Here is a 14,553-nt window from a genome sequence, read left to right on the forward strand (position 1 = left end):
CGGCTCTCAGTTGTGCTCGGCGTCGCGGGCGCCGCGATACATGGGCATGAGGACACGGAAGGTGGTGCGGCGGGGTTGGCTGTCGCACTCGATGATGCCGCCATGGTCGCCGACGATCTTGGCGACGAGGGCGAGGCCGAGGCCGGTGCCGGTCGGCTTGGTGGTGACGAAGGGGTCGAACAGATGGGGCATGAGGTCCTCGGGCACGCCGGGGCCGTTGTCCTTCACGCAGAATTCCAGCGGCAGGCTCACCCGGGTGGTCGAGCCGGGCACGGTGAGGCGCACGCCGGGCCGGAAAGCCGTGGTGAGCTGGATTTCGCCGTCCGGCGCATCGCCCACGGCCTCGGCGGCGTTCTTGACCAGGTTGAGGAAGACCTGGACGAGCTGGTCGCGGTTGGCGAGGACTGGCGGCAGCGAGGGATCATACTCCTCGACGAAGCGGATGTGCCGGGCAAAGCCGGACGAGGCCAGCGTGCGCACATGCTCCAGCACGGCGTGGATATTGACCGGCGCCCGGTCAACCGGGCGCTCGTCGGAGAACACCTCCATCCGGTCGACCAGCTTCACGATGCGGTCGGCCTCGTCGGTGATGAGCCGGGTCAGGGAGCGGTCGTCGTCGCTGGCGGACAGCTCCAGAAGCTGCGCCGCGCCGCGGATGCCCGAAAGCGGGTTCTTGATTTCGTGGGCCAGCATGGAAGCGAGCGCCGTGACCGAACGCGCCGCGCCGCGATGGGTCAGCTGCCGGTCCATCTTGTCGGCGATCGTGCGCTCCTGGAGCATGATGACGACATGTCCCGGCGACTCCGACAACGGCGCGACATGGATGTCGACGATCCGCTCGCCGCCGTTGCGCGGCGTGCCAAGGTCGACACGATATTCGTTGACGGCGGCGCCGCGCGCCCGCACCTGCTCGACCAGCGGCAGCAGCGGACTGCCGAAGGGCACGAATTCGTGCAGCCTGTGCCGCGCCAGCACCGCAAGGCTCACCTCGAAGAAGGCCTCGGCGGCGACATTGGCATCGACGATACGGTCGTCTGCCGCCACCGTGACCACCGGATGGGGCAGCGCGTTCATGATCGCGTCCGAAAGAGCGGCGCGTTCCGGTGTCGGTCGATCGGGTTTCGCCGACCTCATGCTGCGTATCTCCATGACAGATCGTCGAAGGCCTCGCGGATGCCAGCCTTCACGCCAGTGGGGTCGTCGAGAACCAGAAGCCGGGAGCGCCAGCGCCGGGCATCCTCGCCCGGCCGACCGGCGGAGACCGCCGCCGCCTCGAGCGCCCAACCGATGTGCTTGCGGGCCGTGCGCGCCCCGAGGTCGCGGCCGTAATGGCCGAGCCAACCCTCGTAGAGCTCCAGCAGAACGTCGCGCTGGGTGGCAAGATCGGGGTCGGCCGGGAGGGTTCCGTGCGCGAGGCGGGCGGCGACCTGGCCCGGAAACCAGGGCCGCCCCTGCGCGCCGCGGCCGATCATCACCCCGGCCGCTCCGGAGGCCGCCAGCATGGCAGGCGCGTCCTCGGCGCGGACCAGATCGCCATTGGCGATCACCGGGATCGAGACGGCGTCGCTGACGGCGCGGATCGCCTCCCAGTCGGCGTGGCCGGTATAGAACTGGCAGCGGGTGCGCCCATGGATCGTCACCAGCCGCACCCCGATATCCTCGGCGCGGCGCGCCAGCTCCGGGGCGACCATGGCGGTGCCATCCCAACCGAGCCGGGTCTTCAGTGTGACCGGAACCGAGACGGCGCCGACCACCGCGGCGATGATGCGGGTGGCGAGGTCGAGGTCGCGCAGCAGGGCCGAGCCGGCGAGACCCGTGGTCACCCGCTTGGCGGGGCACCCCATGTTGATGTCGATGAGGCCGGCGCCGGCGGCTTCCACGAGGCGGGCCGCCTCCGCCATGGCGGCGGGCTCGTTGCCGGCGAGCTGAATGGCGTGGAAGTCCAGCCCGGCCCCCTCCGCCCGCACCACGGTCTCGGCGTGGCCACGGAGCAGGGCGTCGCCGGCGACCATTTCGGAAACCACCATCCCCGCGCCGAACCGCGCCGCCATGCGGCGGAGCGGCGCGTCCGTTATGCCCGCCATCGGCGCGAGCACGACCGGGTTCGGCAGCCGGACGGCGCCGAGGTCAAGGTGGCGATGGACGTCAGCGCGGATCAAGCGGTGATCACTCGGTGCACAACAAATAAGCCAAGGCGGCTGTGCCCATATAATAGCCAGATCAATCCCGCATCAAGCCCTGTTTAGGTCGAATGCAAAACTTGCATATACAGACCGCTTTTGCGCTAAACGAAGCGTCAGGGCAAGCGATACGGGCACCCGGCATGGCCGCCGGGCGCATATCGGCCACATCGGCAGCCCGTTGGATACAGCGTGATGACCGGCAGGGCATGAGCATCATTACCGACGTGGTCGTCGTCGCGGCGGGGCGTGGCACCCGCGCCGGCGGCGACGTACCCAAGCAGCTACGGGCGATCGGCGGGGTGCCGATGCTCCGTCGCACCCTGGAGCGCTTCGTGCAGGCACCTCGCCTGCGCCGCGTACAGCTCGTCATCCATCCCGACGATGCCGAAGCCTGCCGCCGGGCCTGTGCCGGCCTGCCCCGCCTCGCTCCACCCGTCGCCGGTGGAGCGACCCGGCAGGCCTCGGTGCGCGCGGGTCTCGAAGCGCTCGCCGCCGATCCGCCGGATGTGGTGCTGATCCATGACGCCGCCCGCCCATTCGTCTCGATCGCACTGATCGGACGGGCGATCGACGCCGCCCTCGCCCACGGCGCGGCCATCCCCACGCTGATCGTCACGGACACGATGAAGACCTTCGGGCCGGACGGCGCGCTGGGTGCCGGTCCGGATCGGGCCCGGCTGCGGCGGGTACAGACGCCGCAGTCCTTCCGCTTTCCCCTTATCCTCGACGCGCACCGCGCCTGCGCCGACACGGATCTCACCGATGATGCCGCCGTGGCCGAGGCGGCCGGGCACGCGGTGTTCGGATTCGATGGCGACGCCGCCAACATCAAGCTGACCACCCCGGAGGATTTCGTGGAGGCCGAACGCCAGATCGCCCTCACCCTGGCCGACATCCGCTCCGCCACGGGGTATGACGTCCACGCCTTTGCTCCGGGGGACCATGTGATGCTGGGCGGCATCGCCATTCCCCACGGCTTCGGGCTATCCGGCCACTCCGACGCCGACGTCGTGCTGCATGCGCTGACCGACGCCCTCCTCGGCACGATCGGTGCTGCCGACATCGGCAAGCACTTCCCGCCGTCCGATCCGCAGTGGAAGGGGGCGGCATCCGATCGCTTCCTCGCCCATGCGGTCGGACTGGTGCGGGCCGAAGATGGCGTCATTGCCCATCTCGACACGACCATCGTGTGCGAGGCACCCAAGATCGGACCCCATCGCGAGGCCATGCGCGCGCGGATTGCCGAGATCGCGGGCGTGCCGGTGACGCGGGTCAGCGTCAAGGCCACGACCAGCGAACAGCTTGGCTTCACCGGGCGGCGCGAGGGCATCGCCGCCCTCGCCACTGCCACGGTGCGCCTGCCCTGGCGCGATGCCTGACGCCACGACGCTTGCAGGATGGAGGCTTGCATGGATGAGGAGATCGACGCCGCCGCCACCCGCGTTCTCGCGCTGTGCCGTGGGCGGGGCTGGACCGTGGCGACCGCGGAATCCTGCACCGGGGGGCTGGTGAGCGGCGCCCTCACCGGAATCGCGGGCTCGTCCGACGTGGTCGACCGCGCCTTCGTCACCTATTCCAACGCCGCCAAGATGGCCGTGCTCGGGGTGAGCGCCGCGACCCTGGAGGCGCATGGCGCGGTGAGCGCGGAAACCGCGCGGGAGATGGTGGCGGGCCTCCTGAGGGCTGCGGGCACCAACCTCGGCGTCTCGATCACCGGCATCGCCGGCCCCGGCGGAGGCTCCGCGGAAAAGCCGGTCGGGCTGGTGCATTTCGCCGCGGCGACGCGGGACGGCAGGCTGATCGAGCGGCGGGAGGTGTTCGCCGGCGAGGACCGCGCCGGGGTGCGGCGGCTCTCGGTGCTGGCGGCGCTGGCAATGCTGGAACAGCTCGCCCGCTGACGCCACCCTCCGCTCTGCCGGAAGGGCGCATCAGCTCGCCGGCGCGCCCTTCCGGCCATACACCTCGTCCGCCCGCCGCTCGAACGCCTCGGCAAAGCGGCGGAAGGCGGCATCGAACATCGCGCCCATCAGCATGCCGAGCGTACGCGAGCGAAATTCGTAGGAGATGTAGAACTCGACCTCGCAGCCGCCATCCGGCAGGTCCTTGAACGACCAGCGGTTTTCGAGCCGGCTGAAGGGCCCGTCGAGATACTCCACCACGATGACACGGCGTGGCCGGTCCAGCGTCACCCGGCTGGTGAACGATTCGCGGAACACCTTGTAGGCCACCGTCATGTCGGCGACGAGAATATCGACGCCCTCCCCGCTCGCCACCCGGCGGCGGACGTGAAGCTGCTCGCACAGCGGCACGAATTCCGGGTAGCGCTCCACATCGGCTACGAGGTCGAACATGTCGCCCGGCGAATGGCGGACGCGCCGGCTGTTACGAAAGGAGGGCATGAGGTCAGGCCGGCTGCACCGAGATCGTGGAGACGCCGCGCCGGGCTTCCCGGGCCGCCCGAAGCCGCGCAAAGTCTTCACCCGCATGGTGCGAGGAGCGTGTCAGCGGGCTCGACGACACCATCAGAAAGCCTTTGGCATAGGCGATGGCCTCATAGGATTTGAACGCATCCGGCGTCACGAAGGCCTTCACCTCGTGATGCTTGCGGGTCGGCTGGAGATACTGGCCGATGGTCATGAAGTCGACCTCGGCGGAGCGCAGGTCGTCCATCAGCTGCAGCACCTCGTTCCGCTCCTCGCCGAGCCCGACCATGATGCCGGACTTGGTGAAGATCGAGCCGTCCAGCTCCTTCACCCGCTGCAGCAGCCGCAGCGAATGAAAATAGCGCGCCCCGGGCCGCACCGTGAGATAGAGCGAGGGCACGCATTCGAGATTGTGGTTGAACACGTCCGGCCGCGCCGCAACGACGCGCTCCAGCGCCCCGTCCTTGCGCAGGAAATCCGGCGTCAGCACCTCGATCGTGGTGCCGGGGGTCGCGGCGCGGATGGCGCGGATGGTGCGGGCGAAGTGCTCGGCGCCACCGTCGGCCAGGTCGTCGCGATCGACCGACGTCACCACGACATGCTCCAGCCCGAGCTTCGCCACCGCGTCCGCCACCTTCTGCGGCTCGTCCTGGTCGAGCGGCCCCGGCATGCCGGTGCGCACGTTGCAGAAGGAGCAGGCGCGCGTGCAGGTGTCGCCCATGATCATGAAGGTGGCGTGCTTCTTCTGCCAGCACTCGCCGATATTGGGGCAGCTCGCCTCTTCGCACACGGTGACGAGGCCGTTGGCGCGCACGATTTCCGCGGTTTCCGCCCAGCCGGGCGTGCCGGGCGCGCGCACGCGGATCCAGTCCGGCTTCTTCAGCACCGGGGTCTCGACGCGCTTGGCCTTTTCGGGGTGGCGCGGCTTTTCGAGTGCGCGGTTGAGGGTGTTGACGACGACGACCATTCGCTTTCCGCTCGCTGCACGAGGCGCGGGCCCGGCCCGGATCGCCTGTAATTAACCCTCGCTAGGCCGCAACGGAAGCCTCGAACCGTCGCAGGAGATGCGTATGGGGCGCATGCCGGGTCTACCGGCCGCGGATCTTCCGCCACAGGAACAGCACGATGATGGCGCCGATCGTGGCGGCGATCAGGGTGCGGAAGAAGCCGAAAATCGGAACCGATGCCATCTCGGCGAGATATTTGCCGAGAAACGCCCCGATCAGTCCGAAAAAGAGGTTGGCGAAGAGTCCATGCTGGCTCTCCGTCACCTTTTCCGCCAGCCAGCCGGCGATGAGGCCGATGATGATCATCGACAGCCAGCCGACGCCGGGCTGGTTCAGGGCTGCGTAGGTCTCGCCTTCCATGGCCGATCCTGCCTAGCGGGGCATGCCCGGTCACATGTGGATGGCGCGCCCATAGGCGGCGAGCACGCTCTCGTGCATCGTTTCAGAAACGGTGGGGTGCGGGAAGACCGCGTTGATGAGGTCTTCCTCGGTGGTCTCGAGATTCATCGCCAGAACGAAGCCCTGGATCAGCTCGGTGACCTCGGCGCCGATGAGATGGGCACCGAGAAGCTGCCCGGTCTTGGCGTCGAAGATGGTCTTGACCAGCCCGTCCGCCTCGCCGAGCGCGACCGCCTTGCCATTGCCGATAAAGGGGAATCGGCCAACCTTGATGTCGTAGCCGGCTTCCCGCGCCCTCTTCTCGGTGAGCCCGACCGAGGCGACCTGCGGCATGCAGTAGGTGCAGCCGGGGATTTTCAGCTTGTCCATCGGGTGGGCGTGCAGGCCGGCGATGCCTTCGATGCAGATGACGCCTTCATGCTCGGCCTTGTGGGCCAGCATGGGGGGGCCGGCGACGTCGCCAATGGCGTAGATGCCCGGCACATTGGTGCGGCACAGCCCATCCACCACCACGCAGCCGCGGTCGGTCTTCACGCCGAGCGCTTCGAGGCCGAGATTCTCGATGTTGCCGACCACGCCCACGGCGGCGATCAGCCGGTCGGCGGTGATGGACTGGCTCTTGCCGTCCGCGGTCTCGACCGTGGCGGTGACATTGTCCGCGCCCTTGGTCACTTTCGCCACCTTGGCGCCGGTGAGGATGCGGATTCCCTGCTTTTCAAAGCGCTTACGGGCGAGACCGGCGATCTCCTCGTCCTCGACGGGGAGGATCTGCGGCAGCAGCTCGACGATGGTGACGTCGGAACCCATCGCCTTGTAGAACGAGGCGAATTCGACCCCGATCGCGCCCGATCCCATGATCAGCAGCGATTTCGGCACGTTTGCCGGCGCCAGCGCCTCGAAATAGGTCCAGATCAGCTTCTTGTCCGGCTCGATGCCGGGCAGCACGCGGGGCCGGGCGCCGGTGGCGACGATGATGCTTTTCGCCGAATACTCGCCCGGCGGCAGCGCCCCCTTGGGGCCCGGCTCCACCGGCGCGGTGACCGAGACCTTGCCGGGGGCGGTGATCGTCGCCTGCCCCCAGATCACGTCTACCTTGTTCTTTTTCAACAGGAATCCGACGCCGTTGCTCATCTGCGCGGCGATCCCGCGCGAGCGCTTCACCACCCCGGCAATGTCGACGCCGAACTTTTCCGCGACCAGGCCGTAATCGCGGGCATGTTCGATGTAATGGAAGATTTCCGCCGAGCGGAGCAGCGCTTTCGCCGGGATGCAGCCCCAGTTCGGGCAGATTCCACCCATGTACTGGCGCTCGACGACGCCGACTTTCAGCCCGAGCTGGGCGGCACGGATCGCGGCGACATAGCCGCCGGGGCCCGAACCGATGATGAGGACGTCATAGGAGGTGTCGGCCATGGCGCGGTTCCGTCGTTGCGGAGCGGTGCGGCCGGGCGCTCGGCGTCCGGCCAGTCGGTGCGGTGAGGTGGACGATGTGTCCGATTCCGGCCGGAAACCGGCCGGTCAGACCAGCATCGACATCGGCTTCTCGACGATGCTCTTGAAGGCGCTCAGAAGCTGCGCGCCGAGCGCGCCGTCGAGCACGCGGTGGTCGCAGGACAGCGTCACCGTCATCTGGGTGGCGACGGCGAGCTGGCCGCCCTTCACCACCGCCCGCTGCTCGCTGGCGCCGACGGCCAGGATGGTGGCGTGGGGCGGGTTGATGATGGCGGTGAAGTCCTTCATCCCGAACATGCCGAGATTGGAGATCGCCGAGGAGCCGCCCTGGTATTCGTTCGGCGCCAGCTTCTTGTTGCGGGCGCGCAGCGCGAGGTCGCGGGTCTCGTTGGAGATCGCCGACAGGGTCTTGGTCTCGGCCTTGCGGATGATGGGCGTCAGCAGGCCCTTGCCGCCGTCGATCGCCACCGCGACGCCGATGTCGGAGTGCTTCAGCTTGAGGTAGCGGTCGCCGCCCCACACCATGTTGGCATCCGGCACCGCCTGGAAGGCGAGCGCATAGGCCTTGATGACGAAGTCGTTGACCGAAAGCTTGTAGGCGGGCTTGCCGTCGCGCTCGGGGGCCGACCTGTTCAGCTCCTCGCGCAGCTTCAGCAGCGCGTCGACGTCGCAGTCGACGGTGAGGTAGAAGGTCGGCACGGTCTGCCGGGCCTCGGTCATGCGCTGGGCGATGACGCGGCGCATGGCGTCGAGCGGCACCTCGGTGTAGGTGCCGGCGTCGTAATAGGCCTTGGCCTGCTCCAGCACCGCGCTGGCGGAAGGCGCGGGGGCGGGCGCCGGTGCCGGCTTGGGAGCGGCGGCCGGAGCCGAAGCCGCTGGCGCGGCGGCCGTCGCGGGCTTCGCCGCGCCCGGGGTGGCGGCGGCGATATCGGCGGCGACGATGCGGCCATGCGGGCCGGAGCCCTTCACGCCCGAGAGGTCGACGCCCTTGTCCCTGGCGAGGCGGCGGGCGAGCGGCGAGGCGAAGACCCGGGCGCCGTTCGCGGCGGGAGCCGGAGCCGCGGCGGGAGACGCCGGCGCGGGGGCGGCAGGCGCGGCAGGGGTCGGCTCCGCTTTCGGCGCTTCGGCCTTGGGAGCCTCGGCCTTGGGCGCCTCGACAGCGGGTGCGGCCTTGGCGGCGCCGCCGCCGGAGGCGACCGCGCCGACATCCTCGCCATCGGCGGCGAGCACGGCGATGAGCTGGTTCACCGGCACATCCGCCGTGCCTTCCGGCACCAGGATCTTCGCCAGCGTCCCCTCGTCGATCGCCTCGACCTCCATGGTCGCCTTGTCGGTCTCGATCTCGGCGATCACGTCACCGGGGGCGACCTTGTCGCCTTCCTTCTTCAGCCATTTGGCGAGGTTGCCCTTCTCCATGGTCGGAGACAGGGCCGGCATCAGGATCTCGATGGGCATGGCGATCTCCCGCTCAGCGATAGGTGACCGCCCGCGCCGCGTCCACGACTTCCTGGACGTTGGGCAGCGCGAGCTTTTCGAGATTGGCGGCGTAGGGCATCGGCACGTCCTTGCCGGTGACGCGCAGCACCGGGGCGTCGAGATAGTCGAACGCCTTCTCCACGAGCTGGGCGACGATCTCGGCGCCGACACCGGACTGCGGCCAGCCCTCTTCCACCGTCACGCAGCGCCCGGTCTTCTTCACCGAGGCGATGACGGTGTCGATGTCGAGCGGGCGGATGGTGCGCAGGTCGATGACCTCCGCCTCGATGCCCTTCTTCGACAGCTCCTCCGCCGCCTTCAGCGCGTAGCTCATGCCGATCGACCACGCCACCAGGGTGACGTCGGCGCCGGGCCGCGCGATCTTCGCCTTGCCGAGCGGGACGATGAAGTCGTCGAGCTTCGGCACCGGCGAGGAGTGCCCGTAGAGAATCTCGTTTTCGAGGAAGATCACCGGGTTGGGGTCGCGGATCGCGGCCTTGAGCAGGCCCTTCGCGTCCGCCGCGGTGTAGGGCGCCACCACCTTGAGCCCGGGGATGTGGCTGTACCAGGCGGTATAATCCTGGCTGTGCTGGGCGGCGACGCGGGCGGCGGCGCCGTTCGGGCCACGGAACACGATGGAACAGCCGATCTGGCCGCCCGACATGTAGTGGGTCTTGGCCGCCGAGTTGATGATCTGGTCGATCGCCTGCATGGCGAAGTTGAAGGTCATGAACTCGACGATCGGCTTCAGCCCCGCCATGGCGGCACCGACGCCGACGCCGGCGAAGCCGTGCTCGGTGATCGGGGTGTCGATGACGCGGCGGGCGCCGAATTCCTGCAGCAGGCCCTGGGTGATTTTGTAGGCGCCCTGATATTCGGCGACCTCCTCGCCCATGATGAAGACGTCGCCGTCGCGGCGCATCTCCTCGGCCATGGCGTCGCGCAGCGCCTCGCGCATGGTCTGGGTGACCATCTCGGTGCCTTCCGGGACGTCGGGCTCCGGCAGGGCCGCCGGCTGGGGCGGGCTGGCGACGGCGGAATTCACCACCGCCGGGGCGGCCGGCGCGCTGGCGGCGACCGGCGAGGGCTCCAGCGGCGCCGCCGCGACCGGCGGGGCCGATTCCGCCGCCTTGGCGGAGGCGGCGGGGTCGGCGATGGCGCCCGCGCTCTCGCCATCGGCGAGGATCACCGCGATGGGGGTGTTCACCGCCACATCCTGGGTGCCCTCGGGCACGAGGATCTTGCCGAGCGTGCCCTCGTCGACCGCCTCCACCTCCATGGTGGCCTTGTCGGTCTCGATCTCGGCGATGACGTCGCCGGACTTCACGGCGTCGCCTTCCTTCTTGATCCACTTGGCAAGATTGCCCTTCTCCATGGTCGGAGACAGGGCGGGCATGAGAATTTCGACCGGCATGGCGGCGTTCCCTCGAGATCGCGCGTCACTGATGCGTTTGTGCCGGCGGCACGAACGTCAGATTGCTGTAAACGGCCGCCGAAGAGGCGGTGATGAGAAAGGCGGCGAAAAGTGCGACGAGCATCTTGTTGAACCACCCGGCCTTCGGTTCCGCATTGGGAAGGCCGGACAGCGCAAAGGGAAAGAAGGGCACCAGAAGCCAGCGCCCGGGGCGGCGCTCGGCGGGCGGGGCGGCGCGCAGCAGCGCAAGCCCCTCGCGGGCGGCGAGCACCCACAGCACCGCCATCGCGGAGCCGCCCGCCACCAGCAACACCCAGAACAGCCCCGCCAGCATGGCCCGCCCCTGCCCGCGCGTCAGCGCAGGATGTCGGTGTAGAGCTCGGAGACGTCGGGCTCGGGGTCGCTGCTGGCGAAGTCGGCGGCGGCGTTCATGGTCTCGCGGATCTCGGCGTCGATCGCCTTGAGGTCGTCCTCGGTGGCCCAGCCCTTTTCGAGGAGACGGTTGCGCACCTGCTCGATCGGGTCGTGCTCGGTGCGCATCTTCTGCACCTCTTCCTTGGAGCGGTACTTCGCCGGGTCCGACATGGAGTGACCGCGGTAGCGATAGGTCAGCATCTCAAGGATGTAGGGGCCCTTGCCGGAACGGGCGAATTCCACCGCCCGCTCGCCCGCCGCCTTCACCGCGCGCACATCCATGCCGTCGACCTGCTCGCCGGGAATGTTGAAGGAGGCGCCGCGGCGGGAGAAATCGGTCTGGGCCGAGGCGCGGCTGACCGCGGTGCCCATGGCGTATTTGTTGTTCTCGATGATGTAGACCACGGGGAGCTTCCACAGCTCCGCCATGTTGAAGCTCTCGTAGACCTGACCCTGATTGGCGGCGCCGTCGCCGAAATAGGTGAGGCATACATTGCCGTTCTGGCGGTAGGCGTCGGCGAAGGCGAGGCCGGTGCCGAGCGATACCTGGGCGCCGACGATGCCGTGGCCGCCGAAGAAGCCCTTCTCGACGCTGAACATGTGCATCGAGCCGCCCTTGCCCTTGGAATAGCCGCCACGGCGGCCGGTGAGCTCGGCCATGACGCCCTTGGGGTCCATGCCGCAGGCCAGCATGTGGCCGTGGTCGCGGTAGCCGGTGATGACCTGATCGCCCGGCTGCAGCGCCAGCTGCATGCCGACCACCACGGCCTCCTGGCCGATATAGAGGTGGCAGAAGCCGCCGATGAGGCCCATGCCGTACATCTGGCCGGCCTTCTCCTCGAAGCGGCGGATCGCCAGCATCTCGCGATAGGCGGCAAGCTCCTCGGCTTTGCTGAACTCAGCGATGGTCTTGGCGCCGGCCTTCTCGGAACGGCGCGCCAGCGCCTTCTGAGCGGCGGGCTTTCCGGCGGCGATAGTGCCGGCGGCAGGCTTCTTCGCGGCGAGAGCCATACGGAGCGTCCCCACATCGTGTGCCGATTTCGCAGCGTTCTAGCGCAATTCAGCGCCCTGCGCTACGCCCGGAACGCAATGCTGCACCGCACAACATGCTGCGGACGCAATGGTTTTTGTCCGTGAACTCGATTTCAGTTAAATGTCAGAATGAACTCGATACAAGTTAACTCATTGTGACAACGACGGTTCCTCGCCACCACGCCGCCGCCTCATTGCAGCCGGCTCTTGGTGTCGTGCGGGCGGATATAGACGAGGTCCTTGGGGTTCACGAGGTTGAGCAGCAGCCGCGCCTCCTCGTCGAGCATGTCGGGGTCGATCCGCTCGGATTCCAGCAGGTCCACCTTGAAGGCGAGCGCGCGGCTCTGCGCCTTCAGGCCGGCAAGCTCCTGAGAGAGCTTGGCATATTGCTGTTCCAGGTCGCGCTTGGCGGCAAGGCCGTACTGGCCGCCATAGCCTTGCAGGGCGAAATAGCCGATGAGCGACGCCGCCCCCAGGTGGAGGGTGAGCGTCTGCAGGATGGAGCGCCAGCGTGTGCGTACGATCATGGGCAGAGCCTAGGCCGGCGCCGGTTGAGGCTCCGTTAACCCCGCGCGTTAACCCCGTTGGCCGGTGACGTCGAGGGACGGTTTTTTGGATGTCGGCCGCCCCGAAATGCCCGCCCGCGTTGCGTCTGGTAGTCGTCAACTCTTCGCAGGTGCAAAACCGGGTAATGAGCCCTGCGCCGGGCGGGTAGCTCTGCGCTGCGCGCATGGAAAAGGCGCCGGGAGGGTTTCCCGGCGCCTCGTGGTCGAATCGGGCGGCCGCCGCAGCGGCCGGCGGCAGCGGATCAGCCCAGCGCCTTCAGCGCGGCCCGGCCGGCATAGATCGCCTGGCTGCCGAGTTCCTGCTCGATGCGCAGGAGCTGGTTGTACTTCGCGGTCCGGTCCGAGCGGGCCAGCGAGCCGGTCTTGATCTGCCCGCAATTGGTGGCCACGGCGAGGTCGGCGATGGTGGAATCCTCGGTCTCGCCGGAGCGGTGCGACATCACCGCGGTGTAGCCGGCCTTGTGGGCCATCTCGACCGCGTTCAGCGTCTCGGTGAGCGAGCCGATCTGGTTCACCTTCACCAGGATCGAGTTGGCGACGCCCTGCTTGATGCCGGCGGAGAGGCGGGTGACGTTGGTGACGAACAGGTCGTCGCCGACGAGCTGGCACTTCGAGCCGATGGTGTCGGTGAGGAGCTTCCAGCCCTCCCAGTCGTCCTCGGCCATGCCATCCTCGATGGTGACGATGGGGTAGCGGGCGACGAGGTCGGCGAGGTACTTCACCTGGGCCTCGATGTCGCGCACCGCGCCCTCGCCCTCATAGTCGTACTTGCCGTGCTTGAAGAACTCGGTCGAGGCGCAGTCGAGGCCGATATAGACGTCCTCGCCCGGCACATAGCCGGCGGTCTCGATGGCCTTCACCACGAAGGCGAGCGCGGCGTCGGCGGAGGGCAGGTTGGGGGCGAAGCCGCCCTCGTCGCCGACATTGGTGTTGTGGCCGGCGTCCTTCAGGGCCTTCTTCAGCGTGTGGAAGATCTCCGCGCCGGTGCGCAGGGCTTCCGCGAAGCTCGGCGCGCCCGCCGGCAGGATCATGAACTCCTGGAAGTCGATCGGGTTGTCGGCGTGGGCGCCGCCATTGATGATGTTCATCATCGGCACCGGCAGGGTGCGGGCGTTGACGCCGCCGACATAGCGGTAGAGCGGCAGGTCGCGGGCGTCGGCCGCCGCCTTGGCGATGGCGAGCGAGACGCCGAGGATGGCGTTGGCGCCGAGGCGGGCCTTGTTGGGCGTGCCGTCCAGCTCGATCAGGATGCTGTCGAGCGCGACCTGGTCCTCGGCGTCCATGCCGCCGATGGCGTCGAAGATCTCGCCGTTCACCGCCGCGACGGCCTTTTCCACGCCCTTGCCGAGATAGCGCGACTTGTCGCCGTCACGCAGCTCGACCGCCTCGTGGGCGCCGGTCGAGGCCCCCGAGGGAACGGCGGCGCGGCCCTGGGAGCCGTCCTCCAGCACGACATCGACCTCGACGGTCGGATTGCCGCGGCTGTCCAGAATTTCACGCGCAACGATATCGACAATGGCAGTCATCTGCTTCGGCTCCCTGAATGGCCCGACCTGCATCCGGACGCGCTTCTATCCGACCGGCATGACATGCGAAAGAGGTGCCATGGTCTATCGCGGCCTTCGGAGGAAACGAAATGGCTTTCCCAGACGACAGCACCCTGCAGCTCGGCACCGCCGTCGCCCTTCCCGCCTCGCCCGAGGCGGCGGTGCTGGACCGGGTGCCGAACCCCCATCCCGACACGCTCTATGTCGCCCGCTTCACCTGCCCGGAATTCACCTCGCTCTGCCCGGTGACGGGGCAGCCGGACTTCGCCCATCTCGTCATCGACTATGTGCCGAAGGGCTGGCTGGTCGAGTCGAAGTCGCTGAAGCTCTATCTCGGCAGCTTCCGCAACCACGGCGCCTTCCACGAGGACTGCACCGTGGCGGTGGGCCGCCGCCTCGCCGGGCTGCTGGAGCCGGAATATCTGCGGATCGGCGGCTACTGGTACCCGCGCGGCGGCATCCCCATCGACGTGTTCTGGCAGAGCGGGCCGGTGCCGGCGGGCGTCTGGCTGCCGGATCAGGGCGTGCCGCCCTATCGCGGCCGGGGCTGAGCGTCTGTGATTTGCCGGCTCATAATCTCGGCCGACAGAAAGACGTCAGCTTATGAGAAAATCCATACAAGATATTGAGAGTATTATAT

At 68.3% G+C, this 14,553-nt stretch carries 15 protein-coding genes; 3 read left to right on the forward strand and 12 right to left on the reverse strand.

Annotated features, from left to right (window positions below; genetic code table 11):
• Window positions 1–6 precede the first annotated feature (6 nt).
• Both KHC27_RS13255 and dusB read right to left on the reverse strand, forming a co-directional pair.
• Entirely contained in the window at window positions 7–1,134 is a 1,128-nt protein-coding gene (locus KHC27_RS13255; RefSeq protein WP_213339847.1) for a two-component system sensor histidine kinase NtrB, read from the reverse strand.
• A complete protein-coding gene (gene dusB / locus KHC27_RS13260) occupies window positions 1,131–2,084 on the reverse strand; it encodes a tRNA dihydrouridine synthase DusB (RefSeq protein ID WP_246519924.1) in 954 nt (317 codons plus the stop codon). Before dusB ends, KHC27_RS13255 begins: the two co-directional genes overlap by 4 nt.
• A gap of 305 nt (window positions 2,085–2,389) precedes the next feature.
• On the opposite strand from dusB, the gene KHC27_RS13265 reads away from it, so the two are divergent.
• Together KHC27_RS13265 and KHC27_RS13270 are read left to right on the forward strand one after the other, a co-directional pair.
• On the forward strand, window positions 2,390–3,562 hold the full coding sequence (locus tag KHC27_RS13265; RefSeq protein WP_213339952.1) for a bifunctional 2-C-methyl-D-erythritol 4-phosphate cytidylyltransferase/2-C-methyl-D-erythritol 2,4-cyclodiphosphate synthase: 1,173 nt from the start codon (window positions 2,390–2,392) through the stop codon (window positions 3,560–3,562).
• Between the two features lie 30 nt (window positions 3,563–3,592).
• A complete protein-coding gene (locus tag KHC27_RS13270) occupies window positions 3,593–4,081 on the forward strand; it encodes a CinA family protein (RefSeq protein ID WP_213339848.1) in 489 nt (162 codons plus the stop codon).
• 30 nt (window positions 4,082–4,111) lie between these two features.
• Here KHC27_RS13270 and KHC27_RS13275 read toward each other — a convergent pair whose 3' ends face one another.
• From KHC27_RS13275 to eno, 10 genes are all read right to left on the reverse strand, one after another.
• On the reverse strand, window positions 4,112–4,582 hold the full coding sequence (locus KHC27_RS13275) for a type II toxin-antitoxin system RatA family toxin (RefSeq protein WP_213339849.1): 471 nt from the start codon (window positions 4,580–4,582) through the stop codon (window positions 4,112–4,114).
• A 4-nt stretch (window positions 4,583–4,586) separates the two neighbouring features.
• Window positions 4,587–5,573 carry a lipoyl synthase gene (lipA, locus tag KHC27_RS13280; protein WP_213339850.1) on the reverse strand — a complete coding sequence of 329 codons (987 nt, stop codon included), beginning with the start codon at window positions 5,571–5,573 and terminating at the stop codon, window positions 4,587–4,589.
• Between the two features lie 121 nt (window positions 5,574–5,694).
• On the reverse strand, window positions 5,695–5,973 hold the full coding sequence (locus KHC27_RS13285) for a GlsB/YeaQ/YmgE family stress response membrane protein (protein WP_213339851.1): 279 nt from the start codon (window positions 5,971–5,973) through the stop codon (window positions 5,695–5,697).
• 30 nt (window positions 5,974–6,003) lie between these two features.
• On the reverse strand, window positions 6,004–7,425 hold the full coding sequence (gene lpdA / locus KHC27_RS13290; RefSeq protein ID WP_213339852.1) for a dihydrolipoyl dehydrogenase: 1,422 nt from the start codon (window positions 7,423–7,425) through the stop codon (window positions 6,004–6,006).
• 105 nt (window positions 7,426–7,530) lie between these two features.
• Window positions 7,531–8,919, reverse strand: a complete 1,389-nt coding sequence (locus KHC27_RS13295) for a pyruvate dehydrogenase complex dihydrolipoamide acetyltransferase (protein ID WP_213339853.1) — start codon at window positions 8,917–8,919, stop codon at window positions 7,531–7,533.
• Window positions 8,920–8,932: 13 nt separating this feature from the next.
• Window positions 8,933–10,354: a pyruvate dehydrogenase complex E1 component subunit beta gene (locus KHC27_RS13300; protein WP_213339854.1), complete on the reverse strand. Its 1,422-nt coding sequence runs from the start codon at window positions 10,352–10,354 to the stop codon at window positions 8,933–8,935.
• A gap of 25 nt (window positions 10,355–10,379) precedes the next feature.
• Window positions 10,380–10,688: a hypothetical protein gene (locus KHC27_RS13305; protein ID WP_213339855.1), complete on the reverse strand. Its 309-nt coding sequence runs from the start codon at window positions 10,686–10,688 to the stop codon at window positions 10,380–10,382.
• Window positions 10,689–10,708: 20 nt separating this feature from the next.
• Entirely contained in the window at window positions 10,709–11,779 is a 1,071-nt protein-coding gene (gene pdhA, locus KHC27_RS13310) for a pyruvate dehydrogenase (acetyl-transferring) E1 component subunit alpha (protein ID WP_213339856.1), read from the reverse strand.
• A gap of 212 nt (window positions 11,780–11,991) precedes the next feature.
• On the reverse strand, window positions 11,992–12,327 hold the full coding sequence (locus KHC27_RS13315; RefSeq protein WP_213339857.1) for an FtsB family cell division protein: 336 nt from the start codon (window positions 12,325–12,327) through the stop codon (window positions 11,992–11,994).
• A gap of 281 nt (window positions 12,328–12,608) precedes the next feature.
• A complete protein-coding gene (gene eno, locus KHC27_RS13320) occupies window positions 12,609–13,892 on the reverse strand; it encodes a phosphopyruvate hydratase (RefSeq protein ID WP_213339858.1) in 1,284 nt (427 codons plus the stop codon).
• Between the two features lie 110 nt (window positions 13,893–14,002).
• Between eno and queF the strand changes: the two genes are divergently transcribed.
• Entirely contained in the window at window positions 14,003–14,464 is a 462-nt protein-coding gene (gene queF / locus KHC27_RS13325) for a preQ(1) synthase (protein ID WP_213339859.1), read from the forward strand.
• Window positions 14,465–14,553 lie beyond the last annotated feature (89 nt).

This window comes from Ancylobacter lacus (genome assembly GCF_018390635.1).
Taxonomy (GTDB): domain Bacteria; phylum Pseudomonadota; class Alphaproteobacteria; order Rhizobiales; family Xanthobacteraceae; genus Ancylobacter; species Ancylobacter lacus.